Annotated in this window: 15 protein-coding genes and 1 tRNA gene; 2 read left to right on the top strand and 14 right to left on the bottom strand. The window is 57.9% G+C overall.

Annotation, left to right across the window (positions count from 1 at the left end; genetic code table 11):
- Positions 1–21: 21 nt before the first annotated feature.
- Positions 22–351, bottom strand: a complete 330-nt coding sequence (locus tag ACIGJB_RS06580) for a hypothetical protein (protein WP_483731924.1) — start codon at positions 349–351, stop codon at positions 22–24.
- Positions 352–495: 144 nt separating this feature from the next.
- Positions 496–885 (bottom strand): hypothetical protein, encoded by a 390-nt coding sequence (locus ACIGJB_RS06575; protein ID WP_483731923.1) that lies wholly within the window; start codon positions 883–885, stop codon positions 496–498.
- Between ACIGJB_RS06575 and ACIGJB_RS06570 the strand changes: the two genes are divergently transcribed.
- Complete coding sequence (locus ACIGJB_RS06570) at positions 884–1,336, top strand: hypothetical protein (protein ID WP_483731922.1); 453 nt, start codon at positions 884–886, stop codon at positions 1,334–1,336. The two genes, ACIGJB_RS06575 and ACIGJB_RS06570, sit on opposite strands and share 2 nt — an antisense overlap.
- Positions 1,337–1,370: 34 nt before the next feature.
- On the top strand, positions 1,371–1,883 hold the full coding sequence (locus ACIGJB_RS06565) for a cupin domain-containing protein (RefSeq protein ID WP_483731921.1): 513 nt from the start codon (positions 1,371–1,373) through the stop codon (positions 1,881–1,883).
- Between the two features lie 53 nt (positions 1,884–1,936).
- Here the strand turns inward: ACIGJB_RS06565 and ACIGJB_RS06560 are convergent, their stop codons facing one another.
- The 12 genes from ACIGJB_RS06560 to ACIGJB_RS06505 form a co-directional block, all read right to left on the bottom strand.
- Positions 1,937–3,367: a capsule biosynthesis protein gene (locus ACIGJB_RS06560; protein WP_483732268.1), complete on the bottom strand. Its 1,431-nt coding sequence runs from the start codon at positions 3,365–3,367 to the stop codon at positions 1,937–1,939.
- Between the two features lie 47 nt (positions 3,368–3,414).
- Positions 3,415–5,541, bottom strand: a complete 2,127-nt coding sequence (locus ACIGJB_RS06555; RefSeq protein ID WP_483731920.1) for a capsular polysaccharide biosynthesis protein — start codon at positions 5,539–5,541, stop codon at positions 3,415–3,417.
- Complete coding sequence (locus ACIGJB_RS06550) at positions 5,525–6,487, bottom strand: KpsF/GutQ family sugar-phosphate isomerase (protein WP_483731919.1); 963 nt, start codon at positions 6,485–6,487, stop codon at positions 5,525–5,527. Before ACIGJB_RS06550 ends, ACIGJB_RS06555 begins: the two co-directional genes overlap by 17 nt.
- Positions 6,488–6,536: 49 nt before the next feature.
- A complete protein-coding gene (locus ACIGJB_RS06545) occupies positions 6,537–7,148 on the bottom strand; it encodes an acyltransferase (protein ID WP_483732267.1) in 612 nt (203 codons plus the stop codon).
- A gap of 9 nt (positions 7,149–7,157) precedes the next feature.
- Complete coding sequence (locus ACIGJB_RS06540; RefSeq protein ID WP_483731918.1) at positions 7,158–9,413, bottom strand: capsular polysaccharide export protein, LipB/KpsS family; 2,256 nt, start codon at positions 9,411–9,413, stop codon at positions 7,158–7,160.
- On the bottom strand, positions 9,410–11,155 hold the full coding sequence (locus tag ACIGJB_RS06535; protein WP_483731917.1) for a polysaccharide biosynthesis/export family protein: 1,746 nt from the start codon (positions 11,153–11,155) through the stop codon (positions 9,410–9,412). The genes ACIGJB_RS06540 and ACIGJB_RS06535 overlap by 4 nt, the downstream gene beginning before the upstream one ends.
- A gap of 2 nt (positions 11,156–11,157) precedes the next feature.
- Positions 11,158–12,291: a KpsE/RkpR family capsule polysaccharide export protein gene (locus ACIGJB_RS06530; RefSeq protein WP_483731916.1), complete on the bottom strand. Its 1,134-nt coding sequence runs from the start codon at positions 12,289–12,291 to the stop codon at positions 11,158–11,160.
- Positions 12,288–12,950, bottom strand: a complete 663-nt coding sequence (locus ACIGJB_RS06525) for an ABC transporter ATP-binding protein (RefSeq protein WP_483731915.1) — start codon at positions 12,948–12,950, stop codon at positions 12,288–12,290. The genes ACIGJB_RS06530 and ACIGJB_RS06525 overlap by 4 nt, the downstream gene beginning before the upstream one ends.
- Entirely contained in the window at positions 12,947–13,588 is a 642-nt protein-coding gene (locus ACIGJB_RS06520; protein WP_483732266.1) for an ABC transporter permease, read from the bottom strand. The genes ACIGJB_RS06525 and ACIGJB_RS06520 overlap by 4 nt, the downstream gene beginning before the upstream one ends.
- Positions 13,589–14,679: 1,091 nt before the next feature.
- Positions 14,680–14,756, bottom strand: a tRNA-Pro gene (locus ACIGJB_RS06515).
- A gap of 55 nt (positions 14,757–14,811) precedes the next feature.
- Positions 14,812–15,243: a MerR family transcriptional regulator gene (locus tag ACIGJB_RS06510; RefSeq protein ID WP_483731914.1), complete on the bottom strand. Its 432-nt coding sequence runs from the start codon at positions 15,241–15,243 to the stop codon at positions 14,812–14,814.
- 122 nt (positions 15,244–15,365) lie between these two features.
- A complete protein-coding gene (locus ACIGJB_RS06505; protein WP_483731913.1) occupies positions 15,366–15,785 on the bottom strand; it encodes an integration host factor subunit alpha in 420 nt (139 codons plus the stop codon).
- Positions 15,786–15,832 lie beyond the last annotated feature (47 nt).

Genomic DNA, 15,832 nt, shown 5'->3' with positions numbered 1-15,832 from the left:
GGAAGCGGGGCGGCGCGCCGCTCAGTCTTCGTCCGTATCCTCCATAGCCGGCTCGCGCGGACGGAACTCGATGCCGAGCAGCACCAGCAGTTCGAAGGCATCCGCGAGCAGGTGCTTCTGCCTGGGCAGGAGGCTGGCGTACGGCATGTCATAGATCGACTGGTGCGCCGCACGCTGGCCCTTCAGCCCCCGGTCCCGGGCGATGTCCGAAAGCAGCGCCGCAAAGCCCGACAAGTCCTGGGCCGACAGCGCGGAGTTCAGCACCCTGGCAATGACCTCGGGCGACGCGCCTGCCCAGCCGATCAGTTCGGCGTTGGAGGCTGGTTTGGGAGGGAGATCGGAAATTTCCATGGGCTGTCTAACGGTCCGTGCCGCAGCTCCTTGAGCGCGAAGTGACGTAGAAATTTACCCTACATGCGTGGGGTTCAACCAATCCTCTCCCCGCCTGCAAGGCCACGCAGCGGCCCCATCTTCGGCATATCGATGGGATCCGACTCAGCCATTGTGCTGCACCCACTGGCGTGCCCAGGCAATCGTTGCCAGCCGCGCCTCTTCTGCCGTGGGATAAGCGGCAGGCGGCGCCCCGCCTTCCAGCACGACAGCTCCCGCTTCCCAGATATCGCACACAGCCTTGAACCGGCCGGCACCCAGCGCGTGACAGAACACGTGAACCATGAAGCCGCGATACTCGATGATGTCCGTGGCCGCTTCAGGCAACGGGTCGGGGTCCAGCGCCTGTTCCTGGGCAGCGAGGGCTGATTCAGCCGCCCCCTTGCCCGCCTGCCGGCATGCGCATTTTGCAGCCCACGCACAGAGGCAAGCCAGCGCGCCGCCGGAAAGCAAGCCCAGCCCAAACCAGCAAGCCTTGCCTTGACCATTCGCCATGACAGCCCCCTGGGAATTAGAGCAACGCGCCGCGGCATTCCTGCCATCATTGGGTTCAGGTTATACCAATGGCGGCAATACTGACCATGATGGGTTTCTGCCACACCGGCACATTGCGTTCCTGCCAGATGACGCCGACGCGCCGGGTCTTTATACTGTACATTCATACAGTATCGATAAGGGCACGGCCATGCCGCTCTATCTATCCGATTCCATCTTGCTGGAAGCGCACTATTTCGGTGACGATGCGGAATTCATGCGCCTGAGTTGCGCACAGGTCAGCGTCGGTAACGGCGCCATCGTCGTGCAGGGCGTCGAGTTGCGGCACCTGCAAGGCTTGCGCTGGACGCCCGACTTCCTGTCGTTCGACGCCAGCGGCGATCACCACCGATACCCGGTCGGCCGCCCGGCCCTCATTGGTCCCGACCGCGCGCAGTTTGCGCTGCTCTGACCGCTTCGATCCGCGCCAGCCACTCGCCTACATCATGCAAGCCGACACCCCCGCAGACCGACTGATCCACACACTTGGCTTGCAGCCCCATCCCGAGGGCGGGTATTTCCGCGAGACCTACCGCAGCAGTGAGCGCATCCAATGCAGCGATGGCCGGGTTCGCAGCGCGTCGACCGCCATCTACTATCTGCTGCGCGGCACCGAGTACTCCGCCTGGCACCGCATCCGCTCGGACGAGTTGTGGCACTTCCACGCGGGCACGCCGCTCGATGTGCATGTACTGACTGACGATGGTCAACTGGTCACACATCGCCTTGGCAATCCGCTTGAATATCCGGGTGCGGTGTTCCAGTCCATGGTGCCGGCCAACCACTGGTTTGCCGCCGAACGGGTGCCGTCGGGGCCTGAGGATTTCTCGCTGCTTGGGTGCACGGTGGCGCCGGGGTTCGAGTTCAGCGAGTTCGAACTGGCGAAGGTCGCGGACTTGGCTGCCCGCTTTCCGGCCCATTCCAGAATGATCCAGGAACTTGCGCGCAATGCTGCATGAATGCTGCGGCAAACGGGCTGGAGGCTCTGCTCCTGCGATTCGATCCATAACGCCTATCCGATCAGAAACGCAGTCAGCACATTAACGGTTGCGCCGATATCCCAGCCGGTTCCACTGTAGGAATCCGCCATCACCAGACCTATAGCAAAAAACAGACGCGACAGCCTTCCCCTCTGCAAATCCCAGCCACGGCGTCGAGGAACGGGAACCAGCATGTCGTCTGCATAGAACGATGAATTGATCTGCGACACTCGCACCAGATAGTTCCGGAACCGGGAATAGACCCTCATATCCACAGCCCCCGGATCATTCCAGAACGTATCCAGCGGTCCGTCGTAAGTCAGGCCAGGCTTCGCATAGAAGCAACGGCCAAGCGCAATGACGGGCACGCGGTGAAACAATGCCTGCAGTCCTGTAGTCGAATTGACCGTCACCAGACCCATGCAGCGATGCAGCAGTGACGGCAAATGCGCATCATGGATATACAGGATGCGCCTGCTTGCACCGTAACGGGTTGCGCAAGCCTGGATGGCTGACGAATAGTCGGAATGCCCGCGATCCATCGGGTGATGCTTGAATACCAGGACACTGTCCGACGGTGCATGCTCGGCAAACGAATGGACCGTCCATTCGATGAAGTCTTCGATACGCCGCCAGGGACTATGCAGGCGGATCTGACTATCGTTGTAGACCTGCAGCGGAACCAGGAAGAAATGGGGATGGTCGCTCGCAAGCAATTGTTCACGCAACGCCCGCTCTTGCCAGCGATAGACCCGCTTGCGGTATGCCGCCCTCATCCACTGTGCCAGTTCGTGCAAGCCAAATGGCTTGTGATGGCGATAGTGGGGATAGCGATGCGCGCCTATCATTCCTCCAGCAAAATACCAGAAAGAATTCAACGCCATCGTGCTGAACGAGCCCTGAAATTTCTGCGGCTTAGCCGGGTTACTCAGACTGGGAATATCCGCCATGGAAAGCGGTGCCAGCGGTGAATCTGCATTGACGCCGCCGTACTCCAAAGTGATGTAATCCGGCCGGACATAGCCTTCTTCGAATGCCCAGAATGCAATGCCAAGTGACTCCGCGACCCGTGCGGCAATCCGATGATGGCGACGGCTGGTTCCAAACACGACGATGGCATCGATGCGACGCTCGGACAGCAGGTTTCGCAGGAAACTCTCCCACAACACCATTGGCTCGGCAAAGCGAACAACGTCACCGGCGCGATAAAAGACGTCGTCGCCGCCATTGAAATTGACTTTGGTAACCTGGCGTCCCCTGGCAACCAGCACTTCCCGCAAGCGAGTAAAGAACGGACCATTTGGACCCTGCAGCAAAAGAACGCGCCGATGCCTGGCAATTTGGTCCAGGCTTGCCTGCTCAGGCGCATCGTCAGCGGCGCAGTCCTGCGGCGCCGCGCGCGGCTTTCCACTGACCCGATTCCCTATGTCCGTGCTGCCTGACGGCTTTCTGAACGACAACATCTGCGCCACCCCTATGCTGCTTTTGCTTTCTGATGCTATTGACCTGACTAAGGTTTGATTGAATGCTCTGACGCAACAGGTGGCCTCTCTCTGGCTCCTCTCCCGTCGCTTCCTGCTTCTAAACCTGAACGACACTTTCGCGTCTTCATGCCAGATCCAGCAGCATCTCGCCATCGGATCCACGATCGCAGCAGCGGCTGCATCAGGCTGCGTAGCAGCCGATCGCGGCTAGCGGGTATCTGCTCCCGCCACGACAGCATGTGGGCCACTGCCTGCTCAGGCGTCGCGAAACCATTCGTGCCATCGCGCAGGACATAACGCGGATAGCAGATCAAAGCTCCAGCCACGAGCATGTCAAGCGACAAGGCCCGCCCACGGCGCGGCATGGCGCAGCGATCTGTCGTCAGGCCCCATCCAGCATAGAAAGGCGCTCCATGGGTGGTAACTGGCTTGCCGCGCAACAGGGCTTCGAATCCTGCCAACGATGTCAGCACGTGGATGCTATCGGCCGCGGCGATCAATTGATCAATCGGGTAGTCAGGCACCAGCTCATCGCACAGCGGTTCCAGGGCATTCTCGGCGTTGCGGTCACCCCGCAGGCCCGTCATGACGTCCGGATGCGGCTTGTAGATGATGTAGGCATCAGGCACGCAGGCACGTACCGCTTCCAGCAGCGCCCGATTGGTCCGGATACCTGGCGCCCCGAATTGCAGCGAAGCATCGGCTTCGACCTGCCCCACCACCAGGACAATATTGCGCGCGCCCCTGGGCCGGGTCCACGACCCGGAACCCACGTTGTACTTCGTCAGGCCAGCGCCCACAATCGATTCGCGCAACTGCCGCGCACGCGCCAGCGTTGGCTCGTCAAATTCCGCACTGGCCAGCAATCGCTCCAGATCCGAGCCAGTCGTCGCATCGTAGTAGATGCCGCTGCGATCAAAGACCCACGACACCGGTCGAACCAGTTGTGCCCCCAGACCTACCGAGCGCAGGAATCCATCCTCGACCGTAATCAAGGCGAGATCGTCGCGCATCGTGTCATGCTTGCGGCCCCAGCGGACTACCGTCACGCCCTGAGGTATGTTTTCTACACGGCGATGAAAGGTGACCTCGTGCCCTTGCAAGAAGTCCCTGAGAATCTGGCGCTTCCAGCGCGAAAAACCGATGGCATGCACACGTGCCGGAAACTGCTGGCGCAGGCGGCGTTGCAAGGCAAGATGGTCGATAGCCTCTTCCGCTTCACAGCGCGCGCCGGTGTTCGGCTGCACGTAGCGCGTGTATCGGACCAATGCGCCAAATGCCAATTGCTCAAGCGACACCGCGCGACGGCGTGGGGGCGCCGGCAGTTGATCGTTGGTGAGTCCCCATCCGGCGTAGAACGGCATACCGAATGTATGAACGGGCCGCCCGTGAAGCAGCGCCTCGAAGCCAACCTGCGACGTGACAACGAACACGGCTCTCGCCTGCTGTATCAGCGGGACAACGTGAACATCGTCCTGCAACCGGGTTACCCGGGCGCGCTCGTGCTCATCGAGAATCTGACCGAGGTAGCCACGTTTGCGCCCCAGTGCAACCTCAGGATGCTCCTTGACGACGATTTGGCTGTCGGGATAAAGCGCCAGCGCGGCATCCAGCATGCGCCGGAAACTGTCGCCATCCGCCTGGCCGAACTGCACAGAGGTATCGCCGGTTGTCTGGTCAATGACCAGCACATATTTATCGCCCGGCAATGATGCAGGGGCCGACGCATAGTTGTACTTTGAGACTCCGGCGCGCCGCCACTGCTCGATCAGACGCAGTGCTCGCTCCCGCTCCGCAGGGGTGAGTGGCATCGAAACCAGTTGCTCCAGCCGTGACGGTCCGGATGCATCGTAGTAGATGCCGAGATCGTCCACCACCAACGAACATGTCTGGGATTTCGTCCCCGGATGGAGCGAGCGCAAGAAACCGTCTTCCAGGCAGAGAAAGCGATCAATGCCGCGTGAACGCGCAAACGCTTGTGCCTTGCGCGCAGCCGGGCGCCGTCCCCACGCCGCAATGCCAGAGAGCGGCACGGTCGCGCCGCGCAACGGATGCACCGCCACCACCGCTTCGCCGAGCAAGACGCAGAGGTGCTCGATGCGCCGAATGCCGTGAGAAAGAATGCCTATGGCACTCTCAGATCGCAGGCTCATCGCTCCCCAGATCGTGAATCTGCAGGATGCCAACGACGCGACCCGCATCGTTCTTGACCACCAGTGCACCAATCCGGGCGGCATGGATGCGGGCCTCCGCATCGGCAAAGCGCTCTTCTGGCGATGCGAGCTTGGGTTCGGCTGACATGATGTGCTTCGCCTGAATCAGCTTGTAGTCACGGTCCGAGTCGAACGCGCGCCGCACGTCGCCATCCGTGACGACGCCCCGCAACTCGTCCCCCTCCATCACCAGCGCCATGCCCAGTCGACCGCGGTTGATCACATGCACAACGTCGCGGAACGACGCGTCCGGCCGGCATACCGGCAGGTTGTCCTTTTGCATCACGTCGGAAACGCGCGTCAGCAGCCGGCGACCGAGACTGCCGCCAGGATGGAAGCGGGCAAAGTCCTCCGGCTTGAAGTTGCGCTTCATCGACAACACGACGGCCAACGCATCGCCCATCACAAGGGTCGCGGTGGTCGAGCTGGTCGGGGCCAGATTGTTATTGCAGGCTTCGCGCTCGACCGAGACGTCCAGCACCACCTCGGCATGCCTGGCCAGCGTCGAATTGATTTTCCCGGTCATCGCAATGACCGGGTTCTTCTGATGCTCCAGGAATGGCAGGATCCGGATCAGTTCTTCCGTCTCCCCGCTGTTGGAGATCATCAACACCACGTCGATGGGCTTGATCATGCCCAGATCGCCGTGGAACGCTTCGCCCGGATGCACCGAGAATGCCGGTGTTCCGGTAGACGCCATGGTCGCGGCGATCTTCTTGCCGATCAACCCCGACTTGCCCATGCCGACCACCACTACGCGGCCACGGGCACTCAGAATGATTTCGACCGCTTTTTCGAAACCTGCATCGATGCAGCTCGACATCCGATCCAGCGCCTGCATTTCTCTGGCAACTACATTGCGCGCCAGTCTGATGACCTCTGTCATAGGTTCTGATTTTCCCGCAAATTTACTGTTTATCGATTTTTCGCAGCGCCTACCCCAACAAAGGGCGTTTCCAATTAATACCAGAGCGCAGTTTTCGAGCCGGTGCTCCACCTAAGATAACCCCCGGCTCCTCGAACTCGCTCGTAACGACGGAACGAATGGACACAACACTGTCGCGAGCAATATGAGCACCCTTGAGTACCGTGGCATGAGCACCGATCCACACATGATCGTCGATCACTATGTTTTCCGCCTGATTGATTCTCCGCCCGGTTTCAACGTCGACTATCGCATGGGAGTCCGTGCTTCGAATCTCGAGACCCCAAGCAAGCATGCAATCTCGACCAATGACAATGGACGTCCCTTCACCACAAATGAAATTGCACCCGCCTATCGTAGTATGATCGCCAATCGTCAGCAAATTGTTATTCGCCAGTTTCATAATAATCGAAGCAGTTACTAGACAGCCCTCCCCGATCTCAACAATATTTCCGTTACTCAGCAATTGCATTTTTACATTAACAAGTGACGCGCCTGGCGATATCCTTACTCTATTCCCATCCCCGGCAATGACAATCTCACAATTTACGCACTTCCCAATGTCAGTCAAATCGACAAAATTATCGTTGCCGTTATTCTCTATATTGACCCCATCGACCATATCCACCCTTTACTTCACTATGACGCGATTCCCGATCGCTCTAAATAGCGAATGCCTCGAATCCCTCAGAAACATCACTGGATTATTCCTTAATTTTCTTATTTTTCGCCCCCATAATGACAGTCGATTTTCCGATGGTCGATTTTTCTCTAGCAGTGCCTGCGGTAACGCAGATATCGCACCCTTAGCAGGGACATCCTTTACGGTCTTTGCCGGAACGTCTTTCGAGATCTTTGCAGGAACAGCGGCCACTGGAGCTGTTTTTGGCGCGCTAACTCGATAGCGATCGAATAGCACTGACTCTGAAGACACCTCAACAGCATCGCGAAGCGTTCTCCTCAACTCCTTCCTTCCTGGATAACGGAGCTCATAAAAGTCTATTTCCGTCGTAGCAGTCATAAATGACCCGTCGTGCCATTTTACTTTTCTTGTCTTGAATCTCCCGAAAGAATAGAAATCATGAATAAGATAACTTATGAACCTCACCACCTTCTCGTAATCGGGCTTGAATTCGTTCAACGCCCTAACAACATCGCTCTCGTCCAGCACCGGGCGAGCCAAGCCGGGATTGCTGTAGAAGGCAGCGCCACAATGTAGAACCGGCTTTCCAAACATGATACCCAACACGCCCACACCTGAATTCACCGCAATCATTCCATCACAAAGTTCCAGTAGATCCTTTGTATTGAATTGATCAACGTTAATTGCGCCTGGAATGTCAATTACATCCACCTCTAACGGATGCTGCTTGACAAGCAGGACCCAATCTTGCCTTAGGGCATATGGCAGCCGCGCCAGCAGACGGAGAAAATTATCATAGGTTTCCATTTGACCCATAAAATTCTCAATTACGGTATCCGTTGGACGCTGCAGGAACGCAACAAGGACCTTCTTGCCACGCGAAATCTTTAGCGCTCTCCGAAGAGATACAGCGCCTTGGCGAGGTGATTGCGCCTCGAGTGACTCATCATTGGTCATAGCACGTTGCATATATTGCAACGTGGCCATTCTCTTACTGCTTGTCAGTTCATGATCCCATTTCTCTGCCGCGTAGCTGTCGCTATCCGCATTGAATCCGCGTGGATCAAAGAACACAGAGTCAGGAAGCGCGCCACGCTCAACAACAATGAATGGAAATCCATTTTTGCGCACAACGTCATAAATGGCCTTCAGTTTCTCATTGGCATATGGATTGTGAAAGACAACGCGACTAAATTCGGATCCCTGAAGAAAATCGATAAATGAATCGGGTGACAGATAGTCCTCATCGATATGCACGATTTCACCCAAGAAAGGCGCCGCCCATCTATTTGTCACCCATGGATTATTTCGCAGCACCAATGACTTACCGCTGCCGAGCATAGGCAACGGATCCGGCTCGATCCCTTTATCCCTAAAATCGCCAAGCTTCCTTTCAAACAGTTGTCGATTCCTTGCCTTTGCAGCCATGTAGTTGCCTTTTTGCTCAACAGGATGCCACGCATGGAAAAGGACCATCCCCTTCTGAAAAGTCATATCACCAAAAAGGCGATAAATACTCTTCCAACCTTTATATTCCGTAATAGTTTGGAAGTTCCGATAATCCAACGTGAATTCCGAAGGCAACGGAAACTTCTTTCGACGGCGAATTGCACGACAAGCGCATTCCAAATCCTCATAGCCCCAACCATTGAATTCCGGATCGTTACCACCCGTCGCCAGAAAATAATCCCGCCTCCAAACCGTCACAGAGGTACCGGTGGAAAACTTCTCGATGGCCGCTTTATCATTCTGCAACAATAGTTGAATGTACTTTTGACGTCGAAGTTCTGGCTCCGTGTTGCGAAACTCCTTTGTCGCGGATTCCGTCAAGTAAATCACACCAAACATCAAGAAATTATCAACCGAATCATCAAGACCATTGATGATTGCCTCGCGCAGAACGTCACGAAAGAAACCAGTGTATGGCATCAAATCTACATCTTGGAACATGATGTAATCAGAGAGACCACATTGGGCAGCAGCATTTCGCGCCCGTCCAATCGAGAACGGAAGATGTTCCGTCTGCAGTCGATGGTAGCTGTAGCTATATCGCGCACATTCCAAGGCAAGACGCTCCGCCAAGTCTAGGGGTGAGCCATCGTCCACGACCAGAATCTCGACCTCCTCCGGCAAATCCGCATCCATCCGGGCAAAACTAAGCCGATCAAGCAGATCGGATCGTTCGCTCGCCCAACGGACTGGAATTGCTACGGTGAGTTTTTTATCAACGGTATTGTTCTTCATAGTCCCAGGACGACCTTTGCACTAATAGCAATCTGATAGAGAATCTGAAAAACATCCTTCGCAAATTGACGCGTCTTGAAGTCGACCTTAGGCAGCACCATGATCTCGTCGCCCGCGCGCACCGCATCATCCTTTTTCCCATCCGAGAAGCTGCCATCCCGGTGCGCAATGATTACGCGTGACGTGTCAGCGTTCTGCGAGAACCCGCCCGCCTGCTGAATGAAGTCATCCAGATCCAGGCTCTTGTCATAGGCAACGGCGTTTGGAAAGAGCACCTCGCCGCTGACCATCACAAGACCATCCTTCACAGGTACGCGCAGAATGTCGCCGTTTTCAAGAAGCAGGTCGTTGCGAGCCGTGGATTTGGCAATCAGCGTCTGGCCGGTCGGCTCAATCTTCTTTGCGCGCTCCACCCACTGCAGCATCAGAGCGGCCTCCTCCTTACGAAGTTGAGCCTCCTCCACCGTTCCGGAGCGGGCTGTCAATACGCTGGATTCCAAGGTCTTCAGCGTCGTGCCGAGCAACGCCTTCTGGCGCTCCTTCACGCTTTGGCGGAATAGCTGGATGCTTTCAGGATCCGATTCCGACGTGAACTGGACCTGGCTGAGCACTTGGCCCATGCGAGTGCCATATGGCAAGACGAATTCTTGCGGGCCAGTGTGTTCGCCCTCAACGCGGACAGTGATGGTTCCTGGCCGCTTGTCAGCCGTAAATTCGATCTCGTCGCCCCCGCGCAACTCGATCTGCTTGCCTTGAGAGATGGGGAAATACTCGACATTCCGGACGGCTCCGGTGTTGCGCACCACCCGCACATTGGTCGCTTCAGGCAGAGGCTTGGCCACGCTAACGATCTGGTCGAGGCGAGCCTGGTCGCCCATGAACTCGAATCGCTTCGCGTTTTCTGCCAGACCGCTGACTTTCACGGTCTTCTTGCGAGACTGGACGAAAATGACGTCGCCATTGTTCAGTTGCCGCGAAGTCAGATCGCCTTTCAGCAGGAAGTCATACAAGTTGACGACTTCCAACGTTTGGTTGGCGCGCTTGATCGTGACGTCGAGGAACGAACCCCGATCGGGATCAATGCCTCCAGCCTGGTCGAGATAGCGCAGGACGCTGTCACTCGACGTGCCGTCGTACATGCCGGGTCGCCGAACGGCGCCCGTCACATAAACGCGCACCGGTTGGGCTGCCAGCAGACTGGCATATATCGACACCTTGCTGGCAAAGACCCGGCGCAGCGCATTGCTGATTGCCGTCTGCAGGTTGCCGTTGGTGATGCCCTGCACGCGGAACGGACCGATCTCTGGCAAAAGGATGGTGCCGCTGGCGTCCACGGTCAGCACCGTGTCGACGTTGTAGCCGTTCCAGATCCGCAACTGGATTCGGTCACCAACCGAAACCACATGGCTTGGGTTGAAGATCGACGCGCTGTCGCGGCTGAAGGCGCCAGTGAAGAGCTGTGCCCCAAAGGCGTCGCTTGCCATATTGGCGGTGTAGTCGTTGTTCTGCGGAGCGCTTTCTGGGATGGGCGTTTCGGTCCGGGCGGGAACCACAGGTACGGCGCCAATCGCAGTTGCCCCAGGAGAGATCGGGGTACCGGTAAGCAACGCGCCGCCCTGGGCTGCAAGGGCTGCGTAATCTGTCGTTCCAATAGAGGACCGTGTACCGGCCTGTGCCGACGCACTATTGAAGGCCGCGAATCCTGCGGCGATAACTGTAACGGTGACGATTCTTCTAAGCATGACTAGTCCCGATGGTCGCGGATGATGGCGATCATCAGTTGCACGACGCCTGCAAGCATCAACGCCATCAGGACAAAGACCACGATGTTGTAAATGCGCCTGGGTTGAAGCGGATACTCCGGTCGTGTCGGGCTTTGCACGACGGCCACATTCTTGAGTTTGCGCGTTGCCTCGATACGCGCTTTTTCCAGCGCGCCGATGGCAGTCTTGTAGATGTCAAACGCAAATTCCGCTGCAGCCTGCAGGCGGTCGTGCTCTTCCACGACGCGGTTCAGGCCACGGCCTTTGGTGGAGACCATCCGCCCGCGCTGTTCCGCCATCTGACGCTCGACCGCCGCGATCTGGGCATCAATCTGCTGGATTGCCGGGGACTGCGGCGTAAAGACATCCTTGAGAGAATTCCGCTTGACATGCAGCTCGGCAAGGGTTGCCTCCGCGTTTGCCACAACGATCGAAAGGCTTTCGACTTCGCCGCGCGGCGATACCAGGCCATTGGCGTTCTGGTAGGCAACCAGTGCCTGGCGTGCCGCCTTCAGGCGCTCGCCCTGGTCGTGTACCTGCTTCTCGATATAGATCACCTGCTCGCTGGCGATGCGGTGCGTCATTTCGTTCATGAAGCGTTCGCCGTCGCGTACCAACTCAGTGCTGATCGCGTGAGCCATTTCAGAAGAGTAGGCCTGGACTTTGATATCAAGTACGCGAGCGAAGTCATCGTATTCGACGCTCACGCGTTTAAGGTAGTAATCATGGAAACGCTCAAACGAAGCATCCTCAAACCACAACCGGGACAACGGGTCTCGGCTGCTGTCTGCGTAGTGCTTGCGCAGGCTGAGCCGGTCGTCGAGCTTCTTGAGCATGTCCGCGGAAAGCAGGTATTCGCGCAATAGCAACAGGTCCTGTGGGGCGGTATTCCCAACCAGCAGCGAGGTGAAGTCGGTCGCACTGGCACCCACGCCGTCGCTGCGCTCAATGACAACACGGGCTTCCGACACATAGAGGTCGGAGGCGATCGCGCTCCAGTACACAACGGCGACAAGACAGATGACGATTGCCACCTGCCAGATGCGGTCAAGTCTGTTCATGCGTGTCAGGCGGCCAATTTTCCCTGCGGCACCCGACGTAATCGTCTTCATCATTCGGTAATGCTTTCCCTGTATTCGCGCAGGGCTTCCTCGACGGAATCGAACCAATGCGCACGGCCTTGATGCAGCCAGACCGCCCCTTGGCAGAAGTTCTTAAGTGTGGATTCGCTATGCGAGACCATCACCAGGCCTGCGCGGTCGGCAAGGTCTTCGAAGGCTTTCTGCGACTTGCGCTTGAACGCTGCGTCACCGACCGCCGTCAGTTCATCCACGAGATACGTATCGAAATCAAACGCAAGCGACATGGCGAAGGCCAGGCGCGAGCGCATGCCGGACGAATAGGTCTTCACCGGGTCATCGAAGGCATCTTTCAGTTCCGAGAACTCGTGGACAAATTCGAGCTTGCTGGCGAGGCCGTCGTTGGCGCCATGGATGCGGCAGACGAACTTGGTGTTCTGCCGGCCGCTGAGCGACCCCTGGAATCCACCGGACAAGCCGAGCGGCCAGGAGACCCTGCAGTTGCGCGCGATGCGTCCGCTGTTGGGCTGGTCGATACCACCCACCAGCCGCAAAAGCGTGGACTTGCCCGCGCCATTCGCTCCGATCAGCGCCACCCGACTCTTTGGCGGGATGCAAAGCGACACGCCTTTCAGCACCCACCTGGAGCCATGGGCGGTCCGATAGCGCTTGTAGACATCATTGATTTCTATCATTGCGCGATCAGCCTGCTTGCGTATCGCATATGCAGGGCCAGGCCAAGGAATACCGTGACCAGTGCCCAGAAGGCCAGGAAACCCATGCTTATATGCGCTTCGCCACGGTAAGCAGCGAACCAGCCCGCGCGCATGGCTTCGAGCCCGTGCGTGATCGGGTTCACCAGCACAGCATCGCGCATGCCCAGCGGCAGGCTGGACACCGAATACATCACGGCGGAGAGGAAGTAGAGCGGCGTGAAGGCGATCTTGATCAGCTTTCCCAGACCTGGCAGAAGAACGCCAATCACGGAAAACACCAGGCCAAGCCCCAGCCCGAAAGCCCATAGCAGGAATGCCGACCACATGACGAGCAGCGGGTCGGCCGGTCGCACGTCGATGTCGAATAGAGCAAGCGCGAACAGCAGCACCGCGCCGACCATGACATTCAGGAATGCCTCGACAGTGGCGCGGACCAACACGGTATCGACCGGCCTCACTTGCCGGTAGGAGAACAACGACTGGTTGGCGCTGATGGCATCCATGCCACGTTGGGCGATGTTGCGCACCAGGAAGAATCCCCACACACCGACAAGCACAAACACTTCTACGTTTGCGTCGTGCCGGACCTGATGGCGGATTACCCCAAAGACCACCATCATGAAAACGATGTGAGCGGCAGGCTCAAGCAGGAGCCAAAGCCACGCTGCACGCCCTCCGGCCACGCGTCCAGTCGCCTCGCGCAGGAAAAGCGCGTTCCATACCGAAATCGCAACAGAAAAGTCCGACCTGACGACCGCCCGGGTCATTGCGTACGGCCAGCGTAGTTGAATGCGCGAACGGCCCTACGGCTCAAGCCCGATACAGCAGACGCATCGCGGCCCATCGCGCTGTGATCGCAATGAATTCCGGTTAAGACATAAAAGTCGGTATTCCTGCTAAAGACGGCATCACGCAGTACCGTTCGTCCCCGCGAAACAACATGGGCGTCCGCCCACATCCTGTTTCCCTGACAGGCCTCCCGAGCCCGCAGCGTACTTATCATCCTTCGAACCCCTTGGTGTACTGCGCGGCATGCTATAGAGACGTTGCTGCCGCTTGGAAATGCAGGCCGCGATGGTAAGCACCCAAAGCGCGCAACGCGCCACTGAACGTGCGACAACACACCCCGAACCTGGCCTTATGCTGCCATTGAGCTAGCACCAATACGTTGACTTGAATCCAAATACGAAGCACAGAGAGGACAAGATTAGCGCCGCCGGCTGTCCGAATCGATAGGGCAAATCCGAAACAATGTAATGATTCGCTCGCCTGGCCTAGCGCTTCCCGATGGCGCCAGCTGCTCCCCCCCACAAAGCAAAAAGGCCCGGACGGCAAACGCCGTCCGGGCCCTTCTCAAGTTTTGGTTGAGGCGAGAGGATTTGAATCTCCGACCACCGCAGCCCCAAGCGCTTTGGCTAGCGCCCTTGCGTGTGAGTTGTCCGGGCATGGGGAGCCGCCCCCGTCTTACGGGACGGACTGGCAGGGCTGCTTGATAATCAGCGGCGTAGCGACAAGGAGCGATTCGACGGACTCCTTGTCGCGCCGCAGGCTTTCCACCACAGGAAGTTCGACGTCGTAAGCGCACCGACTCCGGGGCGTCGCGCTTGTCGTTGAGAGTGATATTAGAGAACTTCTGATATGGACGGCACTCGCGACCCTGCCCCACAAATGAAAAACCCGCTTGGCCTTAAGCCAAGCGGGTCTTGTCTGGTCGGGGCGAGAGGATTTGAACCTCCGACCACCTGCACCCCATGCAGGTACGCTACCAGGCTGCGCTACGCCCCGAAGAAAAAGATTATAGCAGACGCATTTCGCGGATGACCAGCGGTTCCACTGAAATTTATGCCCGCCGCGCGATCTGCTGAAGTTGCGCAAGCAGGTGCTGCACCTCGACGAGTTCACTACGCAAATTGGCGATATCCACCGATGGCACTGCGGTCTCGGCCGCAGCTTGCGCTGGCAATTCCTCTTGCTCCAGACTCGCCTGGTGATGAACGTGCCGGCCCTCGTCGAGACGATTGCGCGCACCGTTGATCGTGAAGCCCTGCTCGTACAGCAACTCGCGAATGCGCCGGATCAGCAGGACTTCGTGGTGCTGGTAGTACCGTCGGTTGCCACGGCGCTTGACTGGCTTGAGCTGGGTGAATTCCTGCTCCCAGTAGCGCAGCACGTGCGGTTTGACCGCGCACAGTTCGCTGACCTCGCCAATGGTGAAGTAGCGCTTGGCTGGGATGGGCGGCAGCGCTACGCGCTCGCTGGATTTGTCCGACATGAGTGTTGGTGACAGGCGTCAGGCCATGCCGGCTGATTTGGGTTGGCGCGCCGACCAGCGCGCCATGAAGCATACAGACGCCCGCTGCGGCAAGCAATCCGCCGTTCGGGTGGTGTCTCCGGTCAACCAGAAACGCTCAAACCGGCGCGCTCTTCTACCTGGCTCTTGAGCTTCTGGCTGGCATGGAACGTCACCACGCGACGTGCGGTGATGGGAATCACCTCGCCGGTCTTGGGATTGCGACCTGGTCGCTGCGGCTTGTCGCGCAACTGGAAGTTGCCGAAGCCGGACAGCTTGACACTGTCGCCCTGCTCCAGCGCTTCACGAATAACGTCGAAAAAGGCTTCGACCATGTCCTTCGATTCGCGCTTGTTCAGGCCCACCTGGTCGAACAGCATCTCGGCAAGTTCGGCCTTGGTGAGTGTCGGCACTTCCGTGCCACGGATGTCCGGCATGGAGTCGTCGTCGCGGGAGGAAGGCTGCCGGTCGCTCATCTCGCCCAAAGCTGCTGCGGTCATGGAGTTCGCGTCTCGATCTGTCATGTCGATCGCTCAAGGAATACTGTCTGGCGATCCGCCCGGGTGCATTG

Source organism: Cupriavidus sp. C2SS-8b (assembly GCF_057073745.1).
This window is presented reverse-complemented; position numbering and strand designations above follow the sequence as displayed.